Here is a 25,295-nt window from a genome sequence, read left to right on the forward strand (position 1 = left end):
TTTCTTGCAGTAGCAGCCCCGTGCCGCTTCAGGCGTCAAAAGTTTGCTTTACGGAACGGGGTAAATCGGTGGATCGATCTCAGTTAATCAACACGGCTCGCAGCAACCTGGCTGACCTCGGTCGAGGCAATCTGGGTGTGCCGGTGCTGCTGTTGGTCATGCTGGCCATGATGATGTTGCCGGTCCCGGCGTTCCTGCTGGACGTGTTCTTCACGTTCAACATCGCTTTGTCGATCGTGGTTCTGCTGGTGTGCGTGTACGCCCTGCGGCCGCTGGACTTTGCCGTGTTCCCCACCATTCTGCTGGTGGCCACGCTGCTGCGCCTGGCGCTCAACGTGGCCTCGACCCGGGTGGTGATGCTCCATGGCCAGGAGGGCCACGCCGCTGCCGGTAAGGTGATCCAGGCCTTCGGTGAGGTGGTGATCGGCGGCAACTACGTGGTCGGTATCGTGGTCTTTGCGATCCTCATGATCATCAACTTCGTGGTGGTGACCAAGGGTGCCGGCCGTATTTCCGAGGTGAGCGCGCGCTTCACCCTGGACGCCATGCCCGGCAAGCAGATGGCCATCGATGCTGACTTGAACGCCGGCCTGATCGACCAGAACCAGGCCAAGCTGCGCCGTCTCGAAGTGGCCCAGGAGGCCGAGTTCTACGGTTCCATGGACGGTGCCAGCAAATTCGTGCGCGGTGACGCCATCGCCGGTTTACTGATCCTGTTCATCAACCTGATCGGCGGCATGGCCGTCGGTATCTTCCAGCACAACATGAGCTTTGGCGATGCGGGCCGGGTATACGCCTTGCTGACCATCGGTGACGGTTTGGTGGCGCAATTGCCATCACTGTTGCTGTCCACTGCGGCGGCGATCATGGTGACCCGGGCTTCGGGTTCCGAAGACATGGGCAAGCAGATCAACCGGCAGATGTTCGCTTCGCCCAAGGCGCTGGCGGTGGCAGCCGGCCTGATGGCCGTGATGGGGCTGGTGCCGGGCATGCCGCACTTCTCCTTCCTCAGCCTGGCGGCCGTGGCCGGTGGCGCCGCTTACCTGGTCTGGAAAAAGCAGAATCAGGTCAAGGTCAAGGCTCTGGAAGAGGTCCAGCGTCAACAGGACCTGCTGCCTTCCCCGGCCCGTGCCCTGGAAACCAAGGAGTTGGGTTGGGACGACGTGACGCCGATCGACATGATCGGCCTGGAAGTCGGTTACCGCCTGATTCCCCTGGTGGATCGCAACCAGGGCGGGCAATTGCTGGCGCGGATCAAGGGGGTGCGCAAGAAGCTCTCCCAGGACCTGGGCTTTCTCATGCCCACGGTGCATATCCGCGACAACCTGGACCTGGCGCCGAGCGCCTACCGCCTGACCCTGATGGGGGTGATCCTGGCCGAAGCGGAGATCTATCCGGATCGCGAGCTGGCGATCAACCCGGGGCAGGTCTATGGCACGCTCAACGGCATCTCCGCTCGGGACCCGGCCTTTGGTCTGGAAGCGGTGTGGATCGAAATCAGCCAGCGGCCGCAGGCGCAGTCCCTGGGCTACACCGTGGTGGACGCCAGTACCGTGGTCGCCACCCACTTGAACCAGATTCTGTACAAGCACTCCAGCGAACTGATCGGCCACGAAGAGGTCCAGCAGTTGCTGCAAGTGTTGTCCAAGAGTTCGCCGAAGCTGGCCGAGGAATTGGTGCCGGGCGTGCTGTCGCTGTCGCAGTTGCTCAAGGTCCTGCAAGCGCTGCTGGCCGAGCAGGTGCCGGTACGCGACATCCGCAGCATTGCCGAAGCCATCGCCAACAATGCCGCCAAGAGTCAAGATACTGCCGCTTTGGTTGCCGCGGTACGTGTCGGATTGTCTCGTGCCATCGTCCAAAGCATTGTAGGCACTGAGTCTGAGCTGCCTGTGATCACCTTGGAGCCAAGGTTGGAACAAATTTTGCTCAGCAGTCTGCAGAAGGCAGGACAAGGCCAGGAAGAAGGCGTTCTGCTGGAGCCAAGCATGGCAGAGAAGCTGCAGCGTTCGCTGATCGATGCGGCGCAGCGTCAAGAGATGCAAGGTCAACCGGTGATTCTGTTGGTAGCGGGGCCGGTCCGCGCCATGCTCTCGCGGTTCGGCCGTCTCGCCGTCCCGGGTTTGCATGTGCTGGCGTACCAGGAAATTCCGGACAACAAGCAAGTGACCATCGTTGCGACAGTAGGGCCCAACGGCTGAGGTAGTGGGTTATGCAAGTTAAGCGTTTTTTCGCCGCCGATATGCGTCAGGCCATGAAACTGGTTCGTGATGAGTTGGGCGCTGAAGCCGCCATCATCGGCAACCGGCGGATCGCCGGCGGTGTCGAGCTGACGGCTGCGCTGGATTACAAGTTGTCGGCCTTGTCGCCACGGGTTCCGAACATGGAACTCGAGGACGAGCTGCGCAAGACCCAGTCGCGGATTGTCACCGCCCAGGCTGAACTGAGCCTGCGGGGCGAGGGCGACAGTGCCTCGATCACCAATCGCCAGCTGTTCGCCGGCCTGCCGTTGACCGCGGCCGAGCCCCTGATCGAGCCGACCCTGACCGAGCGTCCGCGCCCGGCGCCGGCTCCAGCAGCGCCACCTGCCGATACGCGGGCGCTGGACTCGATGCGTTTCGAGCTCAACGGTCTGCGCGAACTGCTGGAAGTGCAGCTCGGCTCCCTGGCCTGGAGCCAATTGCAGGGCAGCCGTCCGGAGCAGGCCAACCTCTGGCGTCGCCTGCAGCGCATCGGCCTGTCGGGCCCGCTGGCCCGTGACCTGCTGGCACTGATTACCGAAATCAACGAACCCCGTCAGGCCTGGCGCATGTTGCTGGCGCACCTGGCGCGAATGATCCAGACCCCGGAAGTCGAGCCTCTGGAAGAGGGCGGTGTGATCGCCATGGTCGGCCCGGCCGGCATGGGCAAGACCACCACCCTGGCCAAGCTGGCGGCGCGCTACGTGCTCAAGTACGGGGCGCAGAACATTGCCCTGGTGAGCATGGACAGCTACCGCATCGGCGCCCAGGAGCAGCTCAAGACCCTGGGGCGCATCCTGAATGTGTCGGTGACCCATGTGGACCCGGGCCAGTCCCTGGCCCAGGCACTGGATCCGCTGCTGCGCAAGCGCGTGGTGCTGATCGATACCGCCGGCCTGCAGGCCAGCGATCCGGCGTTGCGCATGCAACTGGAGAGCCTGGCCGGTCGTGGCATTCGTGCGAAGAACTATCTGGTACTGGCTACCACCAGCCAGAAACAGGTGCTGACCGCCGCCTACCACAGCTACAAACGCTGCGGCCTGGCCGGTTGCATCCTGACTAAACTTGATGAAACAGCCAGTCTTGGCGAAGTGTTGAGCCTGGCTATCAGTCATGAACTGCCGGTTGCCTATCTCACTGATGGTCCGCGGATTCCTGACGATCTGCACCTGCCTCGCCGGCATCAGCTGGTGAGTCGCGCGGTAAGCGTACAGATGCAGGAAGAACCCAGCGAGGAAGCCATGGCCGACATGTTCGCTGACCTTTACCACAGCCCGTCCAAACGGGTTGGCTGAGGTAATCATGAATAGATTGCAGTGTATCTACATCGATGGTCTGCCATGCATTGTTCCAATGGTGAACGCGCAGCCAGTTATGTGGCCCCGTCTAAGTAAGACAAGGTAAAGAAAGAACATGGGCAGCATGCATCCCGTACAGGTGATTGCGGTGACCGGCGGCAAAGGTGGCGTCGGCAAGACTAATGTGTCAGTGAACTTGTCCCTGGCTCTGGCTGAGCTCGGCCGGCGGGTCTTGCTGCTGGATGCCGACCTGGGACTGGCCAATGTCGATGTCCTGCTGGGCCTGACTCCCAAACATACCCTGGCCGACGTCATCGAGGGTCGTTGCGAACTGCGCGATGTGCTGCTCCAGGGCCCTGGAGGCATCCGCATCGTACCGGCCGCCTCGGGCACCCAGAGCATGGTGCACCTGAGCCCCGCGCAGCACGCTGGCCTGATCCAGGCCTTCAGCGATATCGGCGACAATCTCGATGTGCTGGTGATCGACACCGCTGCGGGTATTGGTGACTCGGTAGTCAGCTTTGTCCGCGCGGCCCAGGAAGTACTGCTGGTGGTGTGCGACGAGCCGACCTCGATCACGGACGCCTACGCGCTGATCAAGCTGCTCAACCGCGACTACGGCATGAACCGTTTCCGGGTCCTGGCCAACATGGCTCAGAGCCCTCAGGAAGGTCGCAACCTGTTTGCAAAATTGACCAAGGTCACGGATCGCTTCCTGGACGTGGCCTTACAATACGTCGGCGCAGTTCCCTACGACGAAAGCGTACGCAAGGCCGTGCAAAAGCAGCGTGCGGTCTATGAAGCCTTTCCTCGTTCGAAGTGTGCATTGGCGTTCAAGGCCATCGCGCAAAAAGTCGATACCTGGCCGTTGCCGGCGAACCCACGCGGGCATCTGGAGTTTTTTGTCGAGCGGCTAGTGCATCAAACAGCGGGACCGGTGCTATGACTGCCAGTGGCTACAACCTCTACAAGAAGTCGGCGCGTGACAGCCAGTACGAATTGATCGAGCGCTACGCGCCTCTGGTCAAGCGTATTGCCTATCACCTGCTGGCGCGGTTGCCGGCCAGTGTTCAGGTAGAAGACCTGATTCAGGCCGGGATGATCGGTTTGCTCGAAGTGTCGACCAAATACGACGCGAGCAAGGGGGCGAGTTTCGAAACCTACGCGGGTATCCGTATCCGTGGGGCGATGCTCGACGAGGTTCGTAAAGGCGACTGGGCACCGCGTTCGGTGCACCGTAATACGCGCATGGTCAGTGATGCGATTCGCGCAATTGAAGCTAAAACCGGTCGTGACGCTAAAGATCATGAAGTTGCGGCCGAACTTCAATTGAGTCTCGACGATTATTACGGGATTTTGAACGACACCTTGGGCAGTCGCCTGTTCAGTTTCGACGACCTGTTGCAGGACGGCGAGCATGAAGGGCTGCATGAGGATGGCGCCAGTGCTCATCTCGAGCCGTCACGAGACCTGGAGGATGAACGCTTCCAGGCCGCGTTGGCGGATGCGATTGCCAATTTGCCGGAGCGCGAGCGACTGGTGTTGGCGCTGTACTACGACGAAGAGCTGAACCTCAAGGAAATCGGTGAGGTCCTGGGGGTCAGCGAATCGCGGGTCAGCCAGTTACACAGCCAGTGCGCAGCCCGTTTGCGGGGGCGTTTGGGGGAGTGGCGAGCGCGCTGACAGGCAGTGTGGGGACACTGCGTTCAGGACCGGTGAAGCAAGCGCTGCACCGGTCTTGCAGTATGTGCTCCATGCAGTCGTTGTGTGTTATGCCGGATTGATTGAATGGCGCGTTCAGGTGCTGGATGCGTTTAAGACTGCTTGGAGGTCGAATTGGACAAGAACATGAAAATCCTCATCGTTGATGACTTTTCAACGATGCGGCGGATCATTAAGAACCTGTTGCGTGATCTGGGATTCACCAACACGGTCGAGGCCGACGATGGCACTACCGCCATTCCGGTACTCAACAGCGGGAGCATCGACTTTCTGGTAACGGACTGGAACATGCCGGGCATGACCGGTATCGACCTGCTGCGCCACGTGCGCGCCGATGAAAAACTCAAGCACCTGCCGGTATTGATGGTGACTGCTGAAGCCAAGCGCGAGCAGATCATCGAAGCTGCCCAGGCCGGCGTAAACGGCTATGTCGTCAAACCATTCACGGCTCAGGCGTTGAAAGAGAAGATCGAAAAAATCTTCGAACGCATCGGTTGAGACGCGTAGCCATTCCGCCACGGGGGAGCTATGGAGCATAACGAATCTTCACTGGGCGACTTTGAGTCGACCCTGAAAAAACATGCGCTGGAACTGGTCGAGAGCCTTGAAAAGGGCCGGTTCGGCGAAGCGGTGCAATTGATCCATGAGCTCAATCAGACCCGTGACCGCGGCCTGTACCAGGAAGTGGGCAAGCTCACCCGCGAGCTGCATAGCGCGATCGTCAATTTCCAGATTGACCCGCACATGCCGCAAGCCGAGGAAGTTTCACAGATCACGGATGCCACTGAGCGCCTGTCCTATGTGGTCCGGCTGACGGAAGCCGCAGCCAACCGCACCATGGACCTGGTGGAGAGCAGCACCCCGCTGGTCAACGGCCTGAGCACTGAAGCCCAGGCCTTGAGCGCAGACTGGGGGCGCTTCATGCGGCGCGAGGTCGGCGCTGAAGAGTTTCGCGAGCTGGCGCGCCGGGTCGACAGTTTCCTGACGCGCAGCGAACAGGAAACCCGTACCGTTTCCGGCCACCTCAACGACATTCTGCTGGCGCAGGATTACCAGGACCTGACCGGTCAGGTGATCAAGCGTGTGACCCAGTTGGTCACGGAAGTCGAAAGCAATCTGCTCAAACTCGTCTTGATGGCCAGCCAGGTCGATCGTTTCGCCGGTATCGAACATGACCGTGAATCGATCCTCGCTGAAAAAGATCCGCAAAAACATCTCGCCAAGGGTGAAGGTCCGCAGATTCATGCCGATAAACGGGAAGACGTTATGTCCGGTCAGGACGATGTAGACGATTTGCTTTCCAGCCTTGGATTCTAGGAGCACCCATTAATGAGCTTCGGCGCCGATGAAGAGATCCTTCAGGATTTCCTGGTTGAGGCCGGCGAGATTCTAGAGCAACTGTCCGAACAACTGGTCGAGCTGGAAAGCCGGCCAGATGATGCGGATTTGCTCAATGCAATTTTTCGCGGTTTTCACACTGTTAAAGGGGGCGCCGGCTTCCTCCAGCTCAATGAGCTGGTGGAGTGCTGCCACATCGCCGAGAACGTCTTCGACATCCTGCGCAAGGGTGAGCGGCGAGTCGACTCGGAACTGATGGACGTGGTGCTTGAAGCTCTGGACGCGGTGAACGGCATGTTCAGCCAGGTCCGTGAGCGCACCGAAATCACCGCTGCCACACCGGAGTTGCTGGCGGCCCTGGCGCGCCTGGCCGAACCTGCCGGTGCCGAGCCTGCAGCACCTGCTGTGGAAGAGGTGGTTGAGCCGGTTGCCGAGCCTGTGGCTGAAGAAAGCCCGGCAGGGGACATCACCGATAACGAATTCGAGCTGTTGCTCGACTCGCTGAATGCCGCCAAGGCCGAAGCCGAAGCAGCGCCTGCCGCCGCACCTGCGGCCCAGGGCGAGCCGGCCAGCGATGAAATCACTGACGCCGAGTTCGAATCCCTGCTCGATCAGTTGCACGGCAAGGGCCAGTTCGCCCCGGATGCCGTGGCACCGGCCGCGGCCAGTGCCACCAGTGGTGCGGCTGGCGCAGGTGATGAGATCACCGACGATGAATTCGAAGCATTGCTGGACCAGTTGCATGGCAAGGGCAACTTCGCCGTGGAGGCCCTGGATTCGGCCGTGGCGGCCGCGCCAGCCGCTCCTGCCGCAGCCGCACCAAGCGCAGCCGCAGCCGGCAGCGACCTGATCACCGATCACGAATTCGAATCCCTGCTGGATGAGTTGCACGGCAAGGGCAAATTCTCCGAAACCCCGGGTGCGGCCAAGCCAGCCGCGGCTACTGCGGCTCCGGCTGCGGCGGCCACTGCTGCCGTCGCCAAGCCGGCGGCGAAGAAGCCCGAGCCCAAGGCCGAGGCGCCGAAAGCTGCCGCTGCTCCTGCTGCGGCACCGGCACCGGCTCGCGCCGCCGCTGCGGCCCCGCCGGCGGAAAAGCCTGCCAGCGAAGCGGAAACCACGGTGCGTGTCGATACCGCGCGCCTGGACGAAATCATGAACATGGTGGGCGAGCTGGTGCTGGTGCGTAACCGCCTGGTGCGCCTGGGCCTCAACAGCGGCGACGAAGCCATGTCCAAGGCCGTGTCGAACCTCGACGTGGTGACTGCCGACCTGCAGACCGCGGTGATGAAGACCCGCATGCAGCCGATCAAGAAAGTCTTCGGGCGCTTCCCGCGCCTGGTTCGCGACCTGGCCCGGCAGCTCAAGAAAGAGATCAACCTGGAGCTGGTGGGGGAAGAAACCGACCTCGACAAGAACCTGGTAGAGGCCCTGGCCGACCCGCTGGTGCACTTGGTGCGCAACGCGGTGGACCACGGCATCGAATCGCCGGAAGAGCGCGAAGCCTCGGGCAAGTCCCGTGGCGGCAAGGTGGTGCTGGCGGCGGAACAGGAAGGCGACCACATCCTGCTGTCGATCTCCGATGACGGCAAGGGCATGGACCCGAACGTGTTGCGCGCCATCGCCGTCAAGCGTGGCGTGATGGACAAGGATGCCGCCGACCGCCTGAGCGATACCGAGTGCTACAACCTGATCTTTGCCCCGGGCTTCTCCACCAAGACCGAGATTTCCGATGTGTCCGGTCGCGGTGTGGGCATGGACGTGGTGAAGACCAAGATTTCCCAGCTCAATGGTTCGATCAACATCTATTCGACCAAGGGCCAGGGCTCGAAGATCGTCATCAAGGTGCCGTTGACCCTGGCGATCATGCCGACCCTGATGGTCATGCTCGGCAACCAGGCATTCGCTTTCCCGCTGGTCAACGTCAACGAGATCTTCCACCTCGACCTGTCGCGCACCAACGTGGTGGACGGCCAGGAAGTGGTGATCGTGCGCGACAAGGCGTTGCCCCTGTTCTACCTCAAACGCTGGCTGGTCAGTTCCGCCGCTCATGAAGAGCAGCGCGAGGGCCACGTAGTGATCCTTTCGGTGGGTACCCAGCGGATCGGCTTCGTCGTCGATCAACTGGTGGGCCAGGAAGAAGTGGTCATCAAGCCCTTGGGCAAAATGCTTCAGGGAACCCCGGGCATGTCCGGCGCCACCATTACCGGTGACGGCCGCATTGCTCTGATCCTCGATGTTCCGAGCATGCTCAAGCGTTACGCCGCACGGCGTATTTGATTCGGCGGGGAGGGGCGGTTGGCCTCGCCCCACCTAACGGAGTGTTTATGGCAGTCAAAGTCCTGGTGGTGGACGATTCGGGTTTTTTCCGCCGCCGCGTCTCGGAAATTCTTTCAGCGGATTCGAATATCCAGGTCGTCGGCACGGCGACCAATGGTAAAGAGGCGATCGATCAGGCCCTGGCGCTCAAGCCGGACGTGATCACCATGGACTACGAGATGCCGATGATGGATGGCATCACCGCAGTGCGGCACATCATGCAGCGCTGCCCGACGCCGGTCCTGATGTTCTCCTCCCTGACCCACGAAGGCGCCCGAGTGACCCTCGATGCGCTGGATGCCGGGGCGGTGGACTTTCTGCCGAAGAACTTCGAGGACATCTCGCGCAATCCCGAGAAGGTCAAGCAGTTGCTGTGCGAGAAGGTCCACAGTATCTCGCGCAGCAATCGGCGCTTCAGCAGCTACAGTGCTCCAGCACCGCAGCCGGCGAGTGCTCCGGCACCTGCTCCTTCGAGCTTCGCCAGTTCGCGCTCGCCAGCTCCCGCACCGGCTCCGGCCCGCGCAGCGGCGCCGGCGGCCAGTGCGAATTCGCCGGCACCCAAGCGCAAGGCCTACAAGCTGGTGGCCATTGGTACGTCCACAGGCGGCCCGGTGGCGCTGCAGCGGGTCCTGACCCAGCTGCCGGCCAACTTCCCGGCCCCCATCGTCTTGATCCAGCATATGCCGGCGGCCTTCACCAAAGCCTTTGCCGAGCGTCTGGACAAGCTCTGCCGCATCAGTGTCAAGGAAGCCGAGGATGGCGACATCCTGCGTCCAGGCCTGGCGCTGCTGGCGCCTGGCGGCAAGCAGATGATGGTCGACGGTCGCGGTGCGGTGAAGATTCTCCCGGGCGATGAGCGCTTGAACTACAAGCCGTGCGTGGATATCACCTTCGGCTCTGCGGCCAAGTCCTACAGCGACAAAGTTCTGGCGGTGGTGCTCACCGGCATGGGCGCCGACGGTCGTGAAGGCGCGCGTCTGCTCAAACAGGGCGGCAGTGCGGTATGGGCCCAGGACGAGGCCAGCTGTGTGATCTATGGCATGCCAATGGCCATCGTCAAGGCCAACCTGGCGGATGCGGTGTACAGCCTGGACGACATCGGCCGACACCTGGTCGAGGCCTGTCTCTGATGGATGTGCTCAGCCTTATCGGGATCATCATGGCGTTTGTCGCCATCATCGGTGGCAACTACCTGGAGGGGGGGCACCTGTCGGCCCTGGCCAACGGTCCGGCGGCACTGATCGTGCTCGGCGGGACCATCGGCGCGGCACTGCTGCAGTCGCCGCTGAGCGCCTTCAAACGGGCCATGCAGATCCTTGCCTGGATCCTGTTCCCGCCCCGGGTCGATCTGCCGGGCGGCATCGACCGGGTGGTCAACTGGAGCCTCACCGCGCGCAAGGAAGGCCTGCTGGGCCTGGAAGGCGTGGCGGATGCCGAGCCTGACAGTTATGCGCGCAAGGGCTTGCAGTTGCTGGTGGACGGTGCCGAACCCGAAGCCATCCGCAGCATTCTCGAAGTGGATTTCTATACCCAGGAAAGTCGTGATATCGAGGCCGCCAAGGTGTTCGAGAGCATGGGCGGCTATGCGCCGACCATCGGCATCATCGGCGCGGTAATGGGGCTGATCCACGTGATGGGCAACCTGGCCGATCCATCCCAGCTGGGTAGCGGCATCGCCGTGGCCTTCGTCGCCACTATCTATGGGGTGGCCAGTGCCAACCTGGTGCTGCTGCCGATCGCCGCCAAGCTGAAATCCGTTGCCTTGCGCCAGTCGCGTTACCGGGAAATGCTCCTCGAAGGCATCCTGTCGATCGCCGAAGGCGAAAACCCCCGCTCCATCGAGCTGAAGCTGCAAGGCTTCATGGACTGATTATGGCCCGTCGTCGCCAGCAAGAAGAACACGTCAACCATGAGCGCTGGTTGGTTTCCTACGCCGACTTCATTACCTTGCTGTTCGCGTTTTTCGTGGTCATGTACTCGATTTCCTCGATCAACGAGGGCAAGTACAAGGTCATTTCCGAAGCCTTGATCGGGGTCTTCACCGACTCCGATCGTAGCCTCAAGCCGATTCCCATCGGCGACGAGCGTCCCAAGACCGTGACCCCGGCCAAGCCCCTGGTCAAGGACAGCGACCAGACCGACGCCGGCATCGCCGGGGCCAGCGACCCGCTGAAAAGCATCGCCGATGACATCAGCGCCGCCTTTGGCGACCTGATCAGCTCCAACCAGATGACCGTGCGCGGCAATGAACTGTGGGTGGAGATCGAACTCAACTCCAGCCTGCTGTTCGGCAGTGGCGATGCCATGCCCAGCGACCAGGCGTTCACCATCATCGACAAGGTGGCGAAGATCCTCAAACCCTTCGACAACCCGATCCATGTCGAGGGTTTCACCGACAACCTGCCGATCCAGACCGCGCAGTACCCGACCAACTGGGAGCTGTCCTCGGCCCGTTCTGCGAGCATCGTGCGCATGCTGGCGATGCAGGGGGTGAACCCGGCGCGCATGGCCTCGGTGGGCTACGGTGAGTTCCAGCCAGTGGCCAACAACGCCACCGCCGAAGGCCGGGCGCGCAATCGCCGGGTGGTGCTGGTGGTGTCGCGCAACCTGGATGTGCGCCGCAGCCTGACCGGTACCGGCACCGCCCATGCAACACCGGATGCGGCACTCAAGCGTGCTGGCACACAAACTGCACCAACCCCGGTCAAAACGCCGGTACAGGGAAGCGCCGTCAATTCTCCGTCACCTGCTTTATAACTTAGCGCTATGTCTCGCCCCGCTGTGGCCGGGCGGGAGGAACCAACCGAATGAGAGTCTGGGCAGTTGCCAATCAAAAGGGTGGTGTCGGTAAAACCACCAGTTCCATCGCTTTAGCCGGCTTGCTGGCCGAGGCGGGCAAGCGTGTGGTCGTGGTCGATCTCGACCCCCACGGCTCCATGACCAGCTACTTCGGCTATGACCCGGACAGCCTGGAGCACAGCAGCTACGACCTGTTCCTGCACAAGGGCAATGTGCCCCAGGACCTGCCGGGCCAGTTGTTGCTGGGTACCAGCCACGAGCGTATTTCGCTGTTGCCGTCCAGCACCGCGCTGGCCACCCTGGAGCGCCAGTCGCCGGGGCAGAGCGGCCTGGGCCTGGTAATCGCCAAGAGCCTGGCGCAGCTGTGGCAGGATTTCGACTATGCGGTGATCGACAGCCCCCCGTTGCTCGGGGTGCTGATGGTCAACGCCCTGGCGGCCAGCCAGCAGTTGGTGATCCCGGTGCAGACCGAGCACCTGGCGGTCAAGGGCCTGGAGCGCATGGTCAATACCCTGGCCATGGTCAATCGCTCGCGCAAGCAACCCTTGCCGTTCACTATCGTGCCGACCCTGTTCGACCGCCGTACCCAGGCCTCCCTGGGCACCCTGCGGGTACTGCGGGACAAGTTTCCCGAGGAGATCTGGCAAGGCTACATTCCGGTGGATACCCGCCTGCGCGACGCCAGCCGGGCCGGGGTCACCCCTTCGCAATTCGATGGCAAGAGCCGCGGCGTACTGGCCTACAAGGCCTTGCTCAAGCACTTGCTGGCCCAGCAGCTCGTGGCGCAGGTGGCTTGACGTGAAGCGTTATTCAAGTCGCCACGCCGCCCGGCCGATAACCCCTACAGGTCACTGTATCGGGGTTTTAGCGTGGGCATCCTCATGAACCGTCCTCTGGATGTAAAGAGCCGGCCGCAGTTGGCGCTGCAGTCGTACCTGGACGCTTTGCTGCAGGACGCCACCGACGAGGAGTTGCTGCCAGAGCCGCCGATCCCGGTGCCCGCCCCGGTAGTGGTCGAAGCCTCCAGTGAAGTGCTGGATGAACTCCAGGCCGCGGTACTGGAAGAGCAGGCCCGTGACGCCGAGCTCCAGCAGCACTCGGCGCCTGCGGTTGCCGCGCCAGAGCCCGTTGCCACCCCGGTGCTGGAAGCGCCGGAGCCCATGCCAAGCACCCTCTCGCCCGTGGTGCCGATGCTTCAGGCCCTGGTGCCGCCCGTGGTGGAAGTGCACTTGCCGCCGAGCAATACGCCGCCTCCGGTCACCGGCAGCGATCGTCCCGCCTGGGCGGCAGAGCCGTTCGAGTGCCTGTTGTTCGATGTCGCGGGCCTGACCCTGGCGGTGCCCCTGGTGTGCCTGGGCTCGATCTATTCCCTGGCCGGGCAGGAGCTGACGCCGCTGTTCGGCCAGCCGGAATGGTTCCTCGGTATCCTGCCGAGCCAGGCTGGCAACCTGAAGGTGCTGGATACCGCACGCTGGGTCATGCCGGATCGCTACCGCGACGATTTCCGCCAGGGCCTGCAGTACGTGATCTCGGTCCAGGGCTATGAATGGGGGCTGGCGGTGCATCAGGTCAGCCGCTCGCTGCGCCTGGACCCCAATGAAATCAAGTGGCGCAGTCACCGTGGCCAACGCCCGTGGCTGGCCGGCACGGTGATTGAACATATGTGCGCCTTGCTCGATGTTGCCGAACTGGCGGAATTGATCGCCACCGGTGGCGCCAAGCAGATGGCGATCAGTCAAGCGGCCCACAAGCCGAAGTAAACCAACAACAGGCCGCGTCCGTCGGGCGTGGCCACACAGAACACACGCCGTTTTCAACGGTTATTTGAGGGGTCAGGGTATGAATAAGTCGTCGTCTGCACAGGGTTCCGAAGATCCGATCCTGCAATGGGTCACCTTCAAGCTGGATAACGAGTCCTACGGCATCAACGTGATGCGGGTCCAGGAAGTGCTGCGCTACACCGAGATCGCTCCGGTGCCGGGCGCACCCAGCTACGTGCTGGGGATCATCAACCTGCGCGGCAACGTGGTGACCGTGATCGATACCCGCCAGCGCTTCGGCCTGGTGCCGACCGAAGTCAACGACAACACCCGGATCGTCATCATCGAAGCCGACAAGCAAGTGGTCGGGATCATGGTGGACAGCGTCGCCGAAGTGGTTTACCTGCGCCAGTCGGAAGTCGAGACCGCGCCGAACGTCGGCAACGAAGAGTCGGCCAAGTTCATCCAGGGCGTGTGCAACAAGAACGGCGAACTGCTGATTCTGGTTGAGCTGGACAAGATGATGAGCGAAGAGGAATGGTCGGAACTGGAGAGTATCTGATTGATCCTCGAGGTAGCGGTAATTGTCCTGGCGATCCTCTGGGTCGCCACTCTGGCTCTGTTCCTGTCCTACACCCGCAACCAGCGGCAGATTGCTGCCCAGCAGGCTGAGGGTGACGCCGTGCGCGACCAGCGGATCAAGGAGCTGGCCAAGCGCGTCGACCATTACCAGAGCGGTACGGTGCGCATGGGCGAGGACCTGCACGAGTTGCGCGCTGTGGTAGCGCCTTTGCCGGACAAGCTGGCCCAGCTGGAGCAGCGTGACCCTTCCAGCCTGTCGTTCGCCCAGGCCGCGCGCCTGGTGGGCATGGGCGCCAGCGTCGACGAGCTGACCCAGTCCTGCGGCCTCACCCAGGCCGAAGCGGAGCTGGTCAGTAAGCTGCACAAAGGCTGATGTAGCCGCGAACGCCCGCCGCAAAAGGCCCCTGGGGCCTTTATGCGGACGGGTTGTATCAGTAATCGTCGCCGCGTTCGGTGACGTCCTTCTCCAGTTCCGCCCGTTGCGGATCATGCCCCGCCGGGAACTTGCCCTTGAGGTTCCAGGCGAAGGCGATGATCTCGGCGATGGTCCGGTACAGCTCCGGCGGAATGCTCTCGCCCAGTTCCAGTCGCGCCAGTAGCTTCACCAGCTCGGCGTTCTCGTAGATCGGGACTTCATAGTCCCGGGCAATCTTCAGGATGGCTTCGGCCAGTTCGTCATCGCCCTTGGCGGTGAGGGTCGGAGCTTGCTGGCCATCGTATTTGAGGGCGATGGCCTGGCGTGGTGGCGGAGAGTGCTTCATGCGGTTTCGTCCACCCAGCGTTGTTCCAATCGGGTTTGCGGGCCCTGGGGCGGAGTGCCGAGGTGGCAATCCAGGTCGCCGACATTCAGTCCCGAGGCCAGCAGGCGTTCGCGCAGGTTGCCCAGGTGGCTTTCAATCAGGCTCGCCGTGTAGGGGCGCTCGGCCCAGAGCTGGCTGGACAGCCGGCCCTGGATCAGCTGTGCCTGGACTTGCAGCGGGCCCAGAGGCTCCAGGTCGAAGGCCAGGTCGACCCGCCACAGGGCCTGCTTGGGCTCACGTTCCTCGCGTTTGTGTTCCGGCTCCGGTTCCGGCGCCTCTTCGCGCTGCAGCTTGACCTGCAAGGGCACGATGTCCTGCAGGTTGCGCATGGGGATTTCCAACTGCCAGGTGCTCAACAGCCGGCCATCGTCGGTCAGGCCGCTTTGCTCCAGGCTCGATAGTTGATGGCTCTGCAAGCGCGATACGGCCGCGGCGGCCAGGCGCAGCAGTTGTTCCAGGTCACCTTCGCCTTCCAGGCTCTGCAGCAACCGTTCCGGCAATGGAAAGCCGGTGGGCGAAGCCTTGGCGCTGACCTGGCCGAGGGTACCCAGGGCGCTGCGCACGAAGCTGGGAAGCGACTGGGCCAGGGTGTTGGCGGCCAGGATGGCGTTGAAGCTGGTGGAGGCGGGCAGGCCTGGGGTCAGCTGGGCGATCAGGCGCAACAGGTCGGCCTTCATGTCCGGCACCTGCCCTGGGTTGGCTCCGGCCAGCAGCCGGGCTTCCAGGAACAGGCCGCTGCCCAGCAAGGCCTGGGCCACGCCGCGCGGGTTGCTCAGTTGCTGCACGTCGGGCAGGCCGGCCAGCAGGCGCTCGACGGCGGCGCGCAGGTCGGTGGAGGTGGTCGAGGGGGCACTGTCGGCGGGCAGGTTCTGCAGGGCGTTGATCAAGCCGCTGAGGGAGCCCTGGCGGCTTTGCTGGCTGGCCAGTTGGGCGGCGATGGCCAATTGCTCCTGACGGCTGCTCAGGGGGACGAAACTCAGGGTCTGGGCATCCGAGACCAGGGCGCTGAGCAGGCTGCCGATGCGCAGCGGCTGCGGGCTTTCGATGCTCAGGGTGGCGCCGCTCTGTGCGGTGTTGAGCAGGCTCACCAGGGAGCGATAGATCGCCGGCTGGCTGGTGCCCTGGGGCAACATCTGGCTGGTCAGCACCTTGGCCTGGATCAGGGTGCCGGGGGGCAGTTGGCTGGTGTCCAGGCGGGTCAGGGCGGCGACACTGGAGGCGATGGCCTGTTGCACGGTGATCGCCAGGTTGCCCGCCGAGGGCTGGGTGACCGCCAGGCTGGTGCCCTGGGGCAGGGGTTGATTGCTGGTGGCCTGCAAAGTGGTTTGCCGGCCGTTGTCCAGGGTCACTTTGAGCAGCAACTGGAACGTCTGGTCGGTCTGCTTGAGCGACAGTACTTCGGCCTTGGCGCTCTGGCCGGCGGCAATCAGGCCTTCCAGGGGCGGCACCAGCTTCAGCAGTTCCCCGCTGATCGCCTGGGGGCGCGAGGCGCCGGGCGCGGGCACCTGGGGCGCAGGCAGGATGTTCATTTCGCCTGTCATTCGGACACAACCTGTGGAAATTAGCCCTCATAAGCGTAGGGCTTCGCATGTATAATGCCGCCCGTCTTTGGGGGAGTGGTGAAAACATTGCAATTGTTTGACGCAGCTCTCTAGAACAGGCCGCCAATGCATTTATCCTGCATCTCTTTAACGGCCGCTCCGTTGCCGACTTGAACCTGTAAAGGCCCGCTATCCCTTGACCAGCCCTCTTCTCGAAGCCGTAGCACTCGCCTGTGAGCGCGATTGGCGGATGCTATTTGAACACCTCGAGTTGCGTCTGACGGGCGGCGACATGGTGCAGATCAGCGGCCCCAACGGCAGCGGCAAGACCAGCCTGCTGCGCCTGCTGGCCGGGTTGATGCAGCCCACCAGCGGCCAGGTGCTGCTCAATGGCCAGCCATTGCACGCCCAGCGCGCGGAACTGGCCCGCAACCTGTTGTGGATCGGCCATGCCGCCGGCATCAAGGAGCTGTTGAGCCCCGAGGAGAACCTCAGCTGGCTCTGTGCCCTGCACCAGCCTGCCCGGCGCGAGGCGATCTGGCAGGCCCTGGCGGCGGTCGGCCTGCGCGGTTTCGAGGATGTGCCTTGCCATACCCTTTCCGCCGGCCAGCAGCGCCGCGTGGCCTTGGCGCGCCTGTACCTGGACAGCCCGCCGTTGTGGATACTCGACGAACCCTTCACCGCCCTCGACAAGCAGGGCGTGGCCCAGCTCGAAGAACACCTGGCGGGCCATTGCGAGCGCGGCGGCATGGTGGTCCTGACCACCCACCACAGCCTGGCCCGCATGCCTTCCGGCTACCGTGACATTGACCTGGGACGGTGGGCTGCATGAGTGTGTTTGCCCTGTTGGTGGCCCGTGAAGCGCGCCTGTTGTGCCGGCGCCCGGCGGAACTGGCCAACCCCTTGGTATTTTTCGCAATCGTTGTCGCACTGTTCCCCCTGGCCGTAGGACCTGAGACACAATTGTTGCAAACCTTGTCTCCGGGGCTGGTCTGGGTAGCGGCCCTATTGTCCGTCCTGCTCTCGCTGGACGGGCTTTTTCGCAGTGATTTCGAGGATGGATCCCTGGAGCAGTGGGTCCTTTCGCCGCACCCCCTGGCTCTTCTGGTTCTGGCCAAGGTACTGGCACACTGGGTGTTTTCCGGGTTGGCACTGGTCTTGCTCGCGCCCTTGCTGGCGGTGATGCTGGGGCTGCCTGCCGCCTGTCTGCCGGTGCTGCTGATGTCCCTGCTGCTGGGGACCCCGGTGCTCAGCCTGCTGGGCGCAGTAGGCGCGGCATTGACGGTGGGGCTCAAGCGTGGCGGCCTGCTGCTGGCGCTGCTGATCCTGCCGTTGTACATCCCGGTACTGATTCTCGGCAGTGGCGCCCTGCAGGCGGCATTGCAGGGCATGCCGGCAACCGGTTACCTGCTCTGGCTTGGGAGCCTGACCGCCCTGGCAGTAACCTTGACACCCTTTGCAATAGCGGCTGGCCTGAAGATCAGCGTCGGCGAATAATAATGAGGTCTGATCATTTTTTGATCACTTCTTTCTGAGAAAAGACCCAGGCTTTTCGACCACGAAAAGCACCCGTGATGGAAATAGTGAATGAACTGGACTTGGTTTCATAAGCTCGGCTCGCCTAAATGGTTTTACGGCATCAGTGGCAAGCTGCTGCCCTGGCTGAGTGTTGCCGCCGTGTTGCTGATCGGCCTCGGCGTGGTCTGGGGCCTGGCCTTTGCGCCACCGGATTACCAGCAAGGCAACAGTTTCCGCATCATCTACATCCATGTGCCGATGGCGATGCTGGCCCAGTCCTGCTACGTCATGCTGGCCGTGTGCGGTGTGGTCGGGCTGGTGTGGAAAATGAAACTGGCCGATGTCGCCCTGCAATGCGCGGCGCCGATCGGGCACTCGATCACCTTCCTGGCCCTGGTGACCGGGGCTATCTGGGGCAAGCCGACCTGGGGTTCCTGGTGGGTCTGGGATGCCCGACTAACGTCGATGCTGATCCTGCTGTTTCTGTACGCAGGTCTGATTGCGCTCAATGCCGCCATCAGCAATCGTGACAGCGCCGCCAAGGCCTGTGCGGTGCTGGCGATTGTCGGGGTGGTGAATATCCCGATCATCAAATACTCGGTGGAATGGTGGAACACCCTCCACCAGGGCGCGACCTTCACCCTGACCGAAAAGCCTGCCATGCCGGTGGAAATGTGGCTGCCGCTGCTGCTGACCTCGTTGGGTTTCTACTGTTTCTTTGGTGTGCTGCTGTTGCTGCGCATGCGCCTTGAGGTGCTCAAGCGTGAAGCCCGGACCAGTTGGGTCAAGGCCGAAGTCCAACGCAGCCTGGAGGCCGCCCGATGAGCTTTGCATCCTTCAGCGATTTTCTCGCCATGGGCCATCACGGCCTCTACGTCTGGTCGGCCTATGGCATTTGCCTGGTGGTCCTGGCTCGTGAGCTGGTGGCGCCGATCCTGGCGCGCAAGCGCTATCTGCAACAAGAGGCGCGTCGTCTGCGCCGGGAGAACGGTAAGTGAATCCGCTGCGTAAAAAGCGTCTTTTGATCATCCTGGCGATTCTGGTCGGTGTCGGCATTGCCGTTGGCCTGGCCCTCAGCGCGCTGAAGGAAAACATCAACCTGTTCTACACCCCGACCCAGATCGCCAATGGCGAAGCACCGCTGGACACGCGGATCCGCGCCGGCGGCATGGTCCAGGCCGGTTCCCTGCAGCGTTCCGCCGACTCCCTGGACGTGAAATTCGTGGTCACCGACTTCAACAAGTCGGTGACCATCACCTACCGCGGCATCCTTCCGGACCTGTTTCGCGAAGGGCAGGGCATCGTTGCCCTGGGCAAGCTCAACGCCGATGGCGTGGTGGTGGCCGATGAAGTGCTGGCCAAGCACGACGAGAAGTACATGCCGCCGGAAGTCACCAAGGCCCTGAAAGACAGCGGCCAATCGGCACCGACACCAGCGAAAGAGGGTTAAGCCATGAGTTCCGCACTGTTCGTTCCCGAACTCGGTCACCTGGCGATGATCCTCGCCCTGTGCTTCGCCCTGGTCCAGGCCGTGGTGCCGCTGCTGGGGGCCTGGCGCGGTGATCGCCTGTGGATGAGCCTGGCCCAGCCGGCTGCCTGGGGCCAGTTCGCCTTCCTGGCGTTCGCCTTCGGCTGCCTGACCTACGCTTTCATGAGCGACGATTTCTCGGTGGCCTATGTCGCCAGCAACTCCAACAGCGCCTTGCCCTGGTACTACAAATTCAGCGCCGTGTGGGGGGCTCACGAAGGCTCGCTGCTGCTCTGGGCACTGATCCTCGGTGGCTGGACCTTCGCCGTGTCGGTGTTCTCGCGCCAGTTGCCCCAGGTGATGCTGGCCCGGGTGCTGGCGGTGATGGGCATGATCAGCACCGGCTTCCTGCTGTTCCTGATCATGACCTCCAACCCGTTTTCGCGGATCCTGCCCCAGGTGCCGGCCGATGGTCGCGACCTCAACCCGCTGTTGCAGGACATTGGCCTGATCGTTCACCCGCCGATGCTCTACATGGGCTATGTGGGTTTTTCGGTGGCCTTCGCCTTCGCCATCGCCGCTTTGCTCGGCGGCCGCCTGGACGCCGCCTGGGCTCGCTGGTCGCGGCCCTGGACCATCGTGGCCTGGGCCTTCCTCGGCATCGGCATCACCTTGGGCTCCTGGTGGGCCTACTACGAGTTGGGCTGGGGTGGCTGGTGGTTCTGGGACCCGGTGGAAAACGCCTCGTTCATGCCCTGGCTGGTGGGCACGGCGCTGATCCACTCCCTGGCGGTCACCGAAAAGCGCGGGGTGTTCAAGAGCTGGACCGTGCTGCTGGCGATTGCCGCCTTCTCTCTGAGCCTGCTGGGGACTTTCCTGGTGCGTTCCGGCGTCCTGACTTCGGTGCATGCCTTCGCCTCCGACCCTGAGCGCGGCGTGTTCATCCTGATTTTCCTGCTGTTCGTGGTGGGGGGTTCGCTGACCCTGTTCGCCCTGCGCGCGCCGGTGGTCAAGAGCCAGGTGGGCTTCAACCTCTGGTCGCGGGAAACCCTGCTGCTGGGCAACAACCTGGTGCTGGTGGTGGCGGCCTCGATGATTCTCCTCGGCACCCTGTACCCGCTGGTGCTGGACGCCCTGACCGGCGCCAAGCTGTCGGTGGGCCCGCCGTACTTCAACGCGCTGTTCATTCCGCTGATGGCCCTGCTGATGGTGGTGATGGCGGTGGGCGTGCTGGTGCGCTGGAAAGACACCCCGGTGAAATGGCTGGTGGGCATGCTCGGCCCGGTACTGCTGGGCAGCGTGGCCCTGGCCGTGGTTGCGGGCATCGCCTATGGCGACTTCAACTGGGCCGTGCTGGCGACCTTCCTGCTGGCGGCCTGGGTGCTGCTGGCCGGGGCTCGCGACATCGTCGACAAGACCCGGCACAAGGGCCTGATCAAGGGCCTGCCGAGCCTGACCCGCAGCTACTGGGGCATGCAGCTGGCGCACCTGGGCATCGCGGTCTGTGCCCTGGGCGTGGTGCTGTCGAGCCAGAACAGCGCCGAGCGCGATCTGCGCCTGGCGCCGGGCGAATCCATGGAACTGGCCGGCTATCACTTCATCTTCGAAGGCGCCAAGCACTTCGAAGGGCCGAACTTCACTTCCGACAAGGGCACCGTCCGCGTGGTGCGCAACGGCAAGGAAGTGGCGGTGCTGCATCCGGAGAAGCGCCTGTATACCGTGCAGAGTTCGATGATGACCGAGGCCGGGATCGATGCCGGCTTCACCCGCGACCTGTATGTGGCCCTTGGCGAGCCCCTGGGCGATGGCGCCTGGGCGGTGCGGGTACACGTCAAGCCGTTCGTGCGCTGGATCTGGTTCGGCGGCCTGCTCACCGGTTTCGGTGGCTTGCTGGCGGCCCTGGACCGGCGCTACCGGGTCAAGGTTAAAAGCCGCGTGCGCGAAGCGCTGGGCATGACAGGAGCCACCGCATGAGACGCTGGATGATGATGCTGCCCCTGGCGGTGTTCCTGGTGGTGGCGGTGTTCCTCTATCGCGGGTTGTACCTGGACCCGGCCGAACTGCCGTCGGCGATGATCGGCAAGCCGTTCCCGGAGTTCTCCCTGCCGTCGGTGCAGGGCGACAAGACCCTGACCCGCGCCGACCTGCTGGGCAAGCCGGCGCTGGTCAACGTCTGGGGCACCTGGTGCATTTCCTGCCGGGTCGAGCACCCGGTACTGAACAAGCTGGCCGAGAAGGGCGTGGTGATCTACGGCATCAACTACAAGGACGTCAACGCCGATGCCCTGAAGTGGCTGGCCGAATTCCACAATCCCTACCTGCTGGACGTGCGTGACGAGGAGGGCTCCCTGGGCCTGAACCTGGGCGTCTACGGCGCTCCGGAAACCTTTTTCATCGACGCCAAGGGCATCATCCGCGACAAGTACGTCGGGGTGATCGACGAAGTGGTGTGGCGCGAGCAACTGGCCGCCAAGTACCAGGCCCTGGTCGACGAGGCCAAGCCATGAAGCGCTGGTTAGCCGCCGCCATCCTGGGCCTGGGCATCGCCGGCATGGCCCATGCCGCCATCGACACCTACCAGTTCGCCAACGACACCGATCGCGAACGGTTCCACGAGCTGACCAAGGAACTGCGCTGCCCCAAGTGCCAGAACCAGGACATCGCCGATTCCAACGCGCCGATTGCTGCCGACCTGCGCAAAGAGATTTTCCGCATGCTCGGCGAGGGCAAGGACAACCAGCAGATCATCGACTTCATGGTCGATCGCTACGGTGACTTCGTGCGCTACCGGCCGGCCCTGACCGGCAAGACTGCCTTGCTCTGGTTCGGCCCCGCCGGGTTGCTGCTGGGCGGGCTGGTGATCATTGTCGTGATTGTCCGGCGTCGGCGCGTGCAGCGCAGCGACAGCCCGAACACGCTTTCCGTCGAAGAGCGTCAGCGCCTCGACCAACTGCTGGATAAAAACCACCCATGATTGATTTCTGGCTTGCGGCAGGCCTGCTGCTCCTGATTGCCCTGAGTTTCCTGTTGATCCCGGTATTGCGTGAGCGTCGCGCTCAGCGTGAAGAGGATCGTACCGCGCTGAACGTGGCGCTTTATGAAGAGCGCGTGGCCGAACTGCACAGCCAGCAGCAAGAAGGCGTGCTCAGTGCCGAACAGATGGACAGTGGCCGTGCCGAAGCCGCGCGCGAACTGCTGGCCGATACCGAAGGCAGCGCTAACGTGCGCACTTCGCGCCTGGGCAAGCCGCTGCCGTTGCTGGCCGCGCTGCTGGTGCCGGTACTGGGCCTGGGCCTGTACCTGCATTTTGGTGCCAGCGACAAGGTCGAGCTGACCCGGGAGTTCGCCCAGGCGCCACAGTCCATGGAGGAAATGACCCGGCGCCTGGAGCGTGCGGTAGCGGCCCAGCCGGATTCCGCCGAAGGCCTGTACTTCCTCGGCCGAACCTACATGGCCCAGGACCGGCCGGCGGACGCGGCGAAGATCTTCGAACGCACCGTGGCCCTGGCCGGGCGTCAGCCCGAGCTGCTGGGGCAATGGGCCCAGGCGCAGTACTTTGCCGACAACAAGCAATGGTCGGACAAGGTCCAGGGCCTGACCGACGAAGCCCTGAAAGCCGACCCCAATGAAGTCACCAGCCTCGGGCTGCTGGGGATCGCCGCCTTCGAAGGCGGGCGTTTCCAGGAAGCCATCGACTACTGGAAGCGCCTGCAGGCGCAACTGCCGCCGGACGACAACTCCCGCGCCGCGTTGCAGGGCGGTATCGACCGCGCCAGCGAGAAGCTGGTGGCCAGTGGCGGCAAGGTTGCCAGCGAACCTGCGGCCAAGGCTCAGGCCAAGGGCGCGGTGCTCAAGGTCAGGGTCGACCTGGCGGCCGAGCTCAAGGCCAAGGTCCAGCCGGGCGACAGCGTGTTCATCTTTGCTCGCGCCACCCAGGGCCCACCCGCGCCGCTGGCGGCCAAGCGCCTGACCGTGGCCGACTTGCCGGCCACGGTCGAGCTGGCGGATGCCGACGCGATGATGCCGCAGTTGAAACTGTCGAACTTCCCTGAAGTCCAACTGGTTGCGCGCGTGTCCCGCGCCGGCCAGCCGACGGCCGGCGAGTGGGTCGGGCGCAGCCAGCCTCTGGCCAGCAGCACCACCGCTGCCCAGCAGGTGACCATCGACAGTCCGGATCAATAATCAGAGAAGCCGCCATGACCGCCATCGCTCGTATCACCCTGTTATCACTGGTCCTGGGGTTGAGCGCATGTACGGTCCATCGGCCGGTGCCCACCAGCTCCGAGCCGATCCCGCCGGCTGGGCCGAGCACACGCCCGGCCCCGTCCACGGCGCCGGGTACGCCCAGCGCGCCGATCCCCGCCGCCAAGCCCCTGCCACGCACCTCCGCCAGCTTCGCGCCGCCACCGGGCGGGCACAGCCATTGGGATGCGCGGTTGGGGGTCTATGTGCTGGATGACCAGAGCAACACCTTCTACCGCCAGCGCACCTACTACCGCTGGAACAATGGCTGGAGCCGCTCCATCAGCCCTGACGGGCCCTGGGAAGACACCGATATCCATGGTGTGCCCGCCGGGCTTGGTCGCCAGTTCCAGTAACCCTGTCCGATAAGCGCAGAGGCGCAGGCCAGAGCCTGCGCCCGGGCTGGATTATTTAAGCCTCGGGATGCCTGGCCGATACAGCGGGGTGTTCCCGAGTATCAGCCGTTGAGCGCCCGATGAAGAATGACCTGAACAAACCCTATTTCACGCCGATGGTGTTCTGGCTTGCGCTGATCTGTGTGCTGTTGCTGGTGTATGGCTTTGGCCCGGCCGAGGTGCCGGAGCTGATCTACCTGTCGCTGGAGCCGGTGTGCCTGCTGCTGGCATTCGTCTTCATGTACTACTTCTTCTGCTGGAGCCTGATCTCGGTCTTTCGTTTGGGCGAGATCGGCTGGAAGCGCGTGGACTACGCCTGGCTGCTGCTGGCGTCCCTGGCCCTGATCAGCGCCACCCAGGCGGTGCGCGTGGACTGGTTCCAGACCGACTACCAATTGGCGCAGCAGGCCCAGGCCGGGCTGCAGCGGCGCGTGGCCACGGAGATCGAGGACATGCTGGGCGTGGAGCACTGCAAGGCGGCCATCGCTCGCTACGAGCCCCAGGATGCGGCCCAGGTCAGCAGCCTGTGCGAGCGTTTTGCAGCGCTGGAGCGCACCGCGGACGGGCGCCTTTCGGTCTTGGCAGAGGTCAAGGTACAGCAGGCGCTGGAGGATATCCGCGGCGAATACACGGCGGCTCCCATCCGCCAATGGCTGCAGGGCTTGAGTGAAAGCCTCAAGGAACTGGAGCAGCAGCGGGCCGAGGTGCGGCGCCTGTACGGGTTGGTAACGGTCAGCGCTACCGAGAGGCTCTACAGCTACTTCGTGCCCTTGCTGCTGGTGATCGCCCTGGCATTGCGCGCCTCCAAGGTCACCGGCGAAGTGCTGCTCAAGGCACCACGGCGGCGCAAGCTGTGGCTGATCATCAACCGCCGCGTGGTCATCGATGGCCTGGGTTTTGCCCGTGGCGCCCGGGCTCGGCTGGATGAAGCCCTGGGCAATTGGCGGGTAGCCCGTTGGGGTGTGGTGCACCTGGGCTGCAACTTCATCGGCGCCCCCGGCCCCCAGGACACCCCGGTTCCGGTCACCCCGGGCTTCTATGAAAGTGAATTCCAATTGGCCAGCCTGGCCGACTTCGACAGCAGCGAGTTCGTCGAATGGGCCGCGACCCAGACCATCGACACTCTGTACCTGGTGGGGGAAACCGATGCCGGCCTGATCGGGCGCCTGCGGCTCTGGGGGGCGGCGGCCAATATCGAAGTCCTGGTGCGCGAACGCATCTGAGGCGCCCGCCCTGGTGCAGCTTGCCTGCCCGGGCAACTCCGGGCAGGGGCAAGGGC

At 63.4% G+C, this 25,295-nt stretch carries 27 protein-coding genes; 25 read left to right on the forward strand and 2 right to left on the reverse strand.

What is annotated here, in order from left to right; translation table 11 throughout:
* Nucleotides 1-68 precede the first annotated feature (68 nt).
* From flhA to AC1RGE_RS15795, 14 genes are all read left to right on the forward strand, one after another.
* Nucleotides 69-2,198: a flagellar biosynthesis protein FlhA gene (gene flhA / locus AC1RGE_RS15730; protein WP_011060000.1), complete on the forward strand. Its 2,130-nt coding sequence runs from the start codon at nt 69-71 to the stop codon at nt 2,196-2,198.
* A gap of 11 nt (nt 2,199-2,209) precedes the next feature.
* A complete protein-coding gene (gene flhF, locus AC1RGE_RS15735) occupies nt 2,210-3,532 on the forward strand; it encodes a flagellar biosynthesis GTPase FlhF (RefSeq protein ID WP_011060001.1) in 1,323 nt (440 codons plus the stop codon).
* A gap of 118 nt (nt 3,533-3,650) precedes the next feature.
* Complete coding sequence (gene fleN / locus AC1RGE_RS15740) at nt 3,651-4,481, forward strand: flagellar synthesis regulator FleN (protein WP_011060002.1); 831 nt, start codon at nt 3,651-3,653, stop codon at nt 4,479-4,481.
* Nucleotides 4,478-5,218 (forward strand): RNA polymerase sigma factor FliA, encoded by a 741-nt coding sequence (fliA, locus tag AC1RGE_RS15745; RefSeq protein WP_011060003.1) that lies wholly within the window; start codon nt 4,478-4,480, stop codon nt 5,216-5,218. Before fleN ends, fliA begins: the two co-directional genes overlap by 4 nt.
* 165 nt (nt 5,219-5,383) lie before the next feature.
* Nucleotides 5,384-5,755, forward strand: coding sequence for a chemotaxis response regulator CheY (locus AC1RGE_RS15750; protein WP_003183998.1), 372 nt, complete (start codon nt 5,384-5,386; stop codon nt 5,753-5,755).
* Between the two features lie 30 nt (nt 5,756-5,785).
* Nucleotides 5,786-6,574, forward strand: coding sequence for a protein phosphatase CheZ (locus AC1RGE_RS15755; RefSeq protein WP_011060004.1), 789 nt, complete (start codon nt 5,786-5,788; stop codon nt 6,572-6,574).
* Nucleotides 6,575-6,586: 12 nt separating this feature from the next.
* Nucleotides 6,587-8,872, forward strand: a complete 2,286-nt coding sequence (locus AC1RGE_RS15760; protein WP_065363385.1) for a chemotaxis protein CheA — start codon at nt 6,587-6,589, stop codon at nt 8,870-8,872.
* 47 nt (nt 8,873-8,919) lie between these two features.
* Complete coding sequence (locus AC1RGE_RS15765; RefSeq protein WP_011060006.1) at nt 8,920-10,041, forward strand: protein-glutamate methylesterase/protein-glutamine glutaminase; 1,122 nt, start codon at nt 8,920-8,922, stop codon at nt 10,039-10,041.
* Nucleotides 10,041-10,781, forward strand: a complete 741-nt coding sequence (locus tag AC1RGE_RS15770) for a flagellar motor protein (protein WP_011060007.1) — start codon at nt 10,041-10,043, stop codon at nt 10,779-10,781. Before AC1RGE_RS15765 ends, AC1RGE_RS15770 begins: the two co-directional genes overlap by 1 nt.
* 2 nt (nt 10,782-10,783) lie before the next feature.
* On the forward strand, nt 10,784-11,668 hold the full coding sequence (motD, locus tag AC1RGE_RS15775) for a flagellar motor protein MotD (protein ID WP_011060008.1): 885 nt from the start codon (nt 10,784-10,786) through the stop codon (nt 11,666-11,668).
* A 50-nt stretch (nt 11,669-11,718) separates the two neighbouring features.
* Nucleotides 11,719-12,507, forward strand: a complete 789-nt coding sequence (locus AC1RGE_RS15780; protein WP_011060009.1) for a ParA family protein — start codon at nt 11,719-11,721, stop codon at nt 12,505-12,507.
* Nucleotides 12,508-12,591: 84 nt separating this feature from the next.
* Nucleotides 12,592-13,470: a CheW domain-containing protein gene (locus tag AC1RGE_RS15785; protein WP_492584592.1), complete on the forward strand. Its 879-nt coding sequence runs from the start codon at nt 12,592-12,594 to the stop codon at nt 13,468-13,470.
* Between the two features lie 79 nt (nt 13,471-13,549).
* Nucleotides 13,550-14,032, forward strand: a complete 483-nt coding sequence (locus AC1RGE_RS15790; RefSeq protein WP_011060011.1) for a chemotaxis protein CheW — start codon at nt 13,550-13,552, stop codon at nt 14,030-14,032.
* A complete protein-coding gene (locus tag AC1RGE_RS15795; RefSeq protein WP_011060012.1) occupies nt 14,033-14,425 on the forward strand; it encodes a DUF2802 domain-containing protein in 393 nt (130 codons plus the stop codon).
* Nucleotides 14,426-14,483: 58 nt separating this feature from the next.
* Here AC1RGE_RS15795 and AC1RGE_RS15800 read toward each other — a convergent pair whose 3' ends face one another.
* Both AC1RGE_RS15800 and fliK read right to left on the reverse strand, forming a co-directional pair.
* On the reverse strand, nt 14,484-14,813 hold the full coding sequence (locus tag AC1RGE_RS15800) for an EscU/YscU/HrcU family type III secretion system export apparatus switch protein (protein WP_011060013.1): 330 nt from the start codon (nt 14,811-14,813) through the stop codon (nt 14,484-14,486).
* A complete protein-coding gene (gene fliK, locus AC1RGE_RS15805; RefSeq protein ID WP_072451668.1) occupies nt 14,810-16,393 on the reverse strand; it encodes a flagellar hook-length control protein FliK in 1,584 nt (527 codons plus the stop codon). The genes AC1RGE_RS15800 and fliK overlap by 4 nt, the downstream gene beginning before the upstream one ends.
* A 196-nt stretch (nt 16,394-16,589) precedes the next feature.
* On the opposite strand from fliK, the gene ccmA reads away from it, so the two are divergent.
* The 11 genes from ccmA to AC1RGE_RS15860 all read left to right on the forward strand — a co-directional run bounded on the left by ccmA (nt 16,590) and on the right by AC1RGE_RS15860 (nt 25,239).
* On the forward strand, nt 16,590-17,225 hold the full coding sequence (ccmA, locus tag AC1RGE_RS15810; protein ID WP_011060015.1) for a cytochrome c biogenesis heme-transporting ATPase CcmA: 636 nt from the start codon (nt 16,590-16,592) through the stop codon (nt 17,223-17,225).
* Nucleotides 17,222-17,890, forward strand: coding sequence for a heme exporter protein CcmB (ccmB, locus tag AC1RGE_RS15815; protein ID WP_011060016.1), 669 nt, complete (start codon nt 17,222-17,224; stop codon nt 17,888-17,890). The genes ccmA and ccmB overlap by 4 nt, the downstream gene beginning before the upstream one ends.
* A gap of 90 nt (nt 17,891-17,980) precedes the next feature.
* Complete coding sequence (locus AC1RGE_RS15820) at nt 17,981-18,736, forward strand: heme ABC transporter permease (protein WP_072444213.1); 756 nt, start codon at nt 17,981-17,983, stop codon at nt 18,734-18,736.
* Complete coding sequence (gene ccmD / locus AC1RGE_RS15825; protein WP_011060018.1) at nt 18,733-18,909, forward strand: heme exporter protein CcmD; 177 nt, start codon at nt 18,733-18,735, stop codon at nt 18,907-18,909. Before AC1RGE_RS15820 ends, ccmD begins: the two co-directional genes overlap by 4 nt.
* The gene (gene ccmE, locus AC1RGE_RS15830; RefSeq protein ID WP_011060019.1) at nt 18,906-19,361 is read left to right on the forward strand and encodes a cytochrome c maturation protein CcmE; all 456 of its coding nucleotides are present in this window, start codon (nt 18,906-18,908) and stop codon (nt 19,359-19,361) included. The genes ccmD and ccmE overlap by 4 nt, the downstream gene beginning before the upstream one ends.
* Nucleotides 19,362-19,364: 3 nt before the next feature.
* Nucleotides 19,365-21,353 (forward strand): heme lyase CcmF/NrfE family subunit, encoded by a 1,989-nt coding sequence (locus AC1RGE_RS15835; RefSeq protein ID WP_011060020.1) that lies wholly within the window; start codon nt 19,365-19,367, stop codon nt 21,351-21,353.
* Nucleotides 21,350-21,886 carry a DsbE family thiol:disulfide interchange protein gene (locus AC1RGE_RS15840; protein WP_011060021.1) on the forward strand — a complete coding sequence of 179 codons (537 nt, stop codon included), beginning with the start codon at nt 21,350-21,352 and terminating at the stop codon, nt 21,884-21,886. The genes AC1RGE_RS15835 and AC1RGE_RS15840 overlap by 4 nt, the downstream gene beginning before the upstream one ends.
* The gene (locus tag AC1RGE_RS15845; protein WP_011060022.1) at nt 21,883-22,353 is read left to right on the forward strand and encodes a cytochrome c-type biogenesis protein; all 471 of its coding nucleotides are present in this window, start codon (nt 21,883-21,885) and stop codon (nt 22,351-22,353) included. Before AC1RGE_RS15840 ends, AC1RGE_RS15845 begins: the two co-directional genes overlap by 4 nt.
* Nucleotides 22,350-23,561 (forward strand): c-type cytochrome biogenesis protein CcmI, encoded by a 1,212-nt coding sequence (gene ccmI / locus AC1RGE_RS15850; protein WP_019093641.1) that lies wholly within the window; start codon nt 22,350-22,352, stop codon nt 23,559-23,561. Before AC1RGE_RS15845 ends, ccmI begins: the two co-directional genes overlap by 4 nt.
* Nucleotides 23,562-23,575: 14 nt before the next feature.
* On the forward strand, nt 23,576-23,977 hold the full coding sequence (locus tag AC1RGE_RS15855) for a hypothetical protein (RefSeq protein ID WP_011060023.1): 402 nt from the start codon (nt 23,576-23,578) through the stop codon (nt 23,975-23,977).
* A 119-nt stretch (nt 23,978-24,096) separates the two neighbouring features.
* The gene (locus AC1RGE_RS15860; protein WP_019093639.1) at nt 24,097-25,239 is read left to right on the forward strand and encodes a hypothetical protein; all 1,143 of its coding nucleotides are present in this window, start codon (nt 24,097-24,099) and stop codon (nt 25,237-25,239) included.
* Nucleotides 25,240-25,295: the final 56 nt, after the last annotated feature.

It is taken from the genome of Pseudomonas sp. GW823-FHT02C05 (assembly GCF_058797595.1).

Coding starts and splice junctions, on each gene's coding strand:
- fleN (WP_011060002.1), top strand. CDS start 3,651: ATGGGCAGCATGCATCCCGTACAGGTGATTGCGGTGACCGGCGGCAAA.
- AC1RGE_RS15840 (WP_011060021.1), top strand. CDS start 21,350: ATGAGACGCTGGATGATGATGCTGCCCCTGGCGGTGTTCCTGGTGGTG.
- ccmD (WP_011060018.1), top strand. CDS start 18,733: ATGAGCTTTGCATCCTTCAGCGATTTTCTCGCCATGGGCCATCACGGC.
- AC1RGE_RS15860 (WP_019093639.1), top strand. CDS start 24,097: ATGAAGAATGACCTGAACAAACCCTATTTCACGCCGATGGTGTTCTGG.
- AC1RGE_RS15765 (WP_011060006.1), top strand. CDS start 8,920: ATGGCAGTCAAAGTCCTGGTGGTGGACGATTCGGGTTTTTTCCGCCGC.
- AC1RGE_RS15750 (WP_003183998.1), top strand. CDS start 5,384: ATGAAAATCCTCATCGTTGATGACTTTTCAACGATGCGGCGGATCATT.
- AC1RGE_RS15760 (WP_065363385.1), top strand. CDS start 6,587: ATGAGCTTCGGCGCCGATGAAGAGATCCTTCAGGATTTCCTGGTTGAG.
- AC1RGE_RS15855 (WP_011060023.1), top strand. CDS start 23,576: ATGACCGCCATCGCTCGTATCACCCTGTTATCACTGGTCCTGGGGTTG.
- AC1RGE_RS15835 (WP_011060020.1), top strand. CDS start 19,365: ATGAGTTCCGCACTGTTCGTTCCCGAACTCGGTCACCTGGCGATGATC.
- fliA (WP_011060003.1), top strand. CDS start 4,478: ATGACTGCCAGTGGCTACAACCTCTACAAGAAGTCGGCGCGTGACAGC.
- flhF (WP_011060001.1), top strand. CDS start 2,210: ATGCAAGTTAAGCGTTTTTTCGCCGCCGATATGCGTCAGGCCATGAAA.
- AC1RGE_RS15780 (WP_011060009.1), top strand. CDS start 11,719: ATGAGAGTCTGGGCAGTTGCCAATCAAAAGGGTGGTGTCGGTAAAACC.
- fliK (WP_072451668.1), bottom strand. CDS start 16,393: ATGACAGGCGAAATGAACATCCTGCCTGCGCCCCAGGTGCCCGCGCCC.
- AC1RGE_RS15800 (WP_011060013.1), bottom strand. CDS start 14,813: ATGAAGCACTCTCCGCCACCACGCCAGGCCATCGCCCTCAAATACGAT.
- AC1RGE_RS15785 (WP_492584592.1), top strand. CDS start 12,592: ATGAACCGTCCTCTGGATGTAAAGAGCCGGCCGCAGTTGGCGCTGCAG.
- AC1RGE_RS15790 (WP_011060011.1), top strand. CDS start 13,550: ATGAATAAGTCGTCGTCTGCACAGGGTTCCGAAGATCCGATCCTGCAA.
- AC1RGE_RS15820 (WP_072444213.1), top strand. CDS start 17,981: ATGAACTGGACTTGGTTTCATAAGCTCGGCTCGCCTAAATGGTTTTAC.
- AC1RGE_RS15755 (WP_011060004.1), top strand. CDS start 5,786: ATGGAGCATAACGAATCTTCACTGGGCGACTTTGAGTCGACCCTGAAA.
- AC1RGE_RS15845 (WP_011060022.1), top strand. CDS start 21,883: ATGAAGCGCTGGTTAGCCGCCGCCATCCTGGGCCTGGGCATCGCCGGC.
- motD (WP_011060008.1), top strand. CDS start 10,784: ATGGCCCGTCGTCGCCAGCAAGAAGAACACGTCAACCATGAGCGCTGG.
- AC1RGE_RS15770 (WP_011060007.1), top strand. CDS start 10,041: ATGGATGTGCTCAGCCTTATCGGGATCATCATGGCGTTTGTCGCCATC.
- ccmB (WP_011060016.1), top strand. CDS start 17,222: ATGAGTGTGTTTGCCCTGTTGGTGGCCCGTGAAGCGCGCCTGTTGTGC.
- ccmI (WP_019093641.1), top strand. CDS start 22,350: ATGATTGATTTCTGGCTTGCGGCAGGCCTGCTGCTCCTGATTGCCCTG.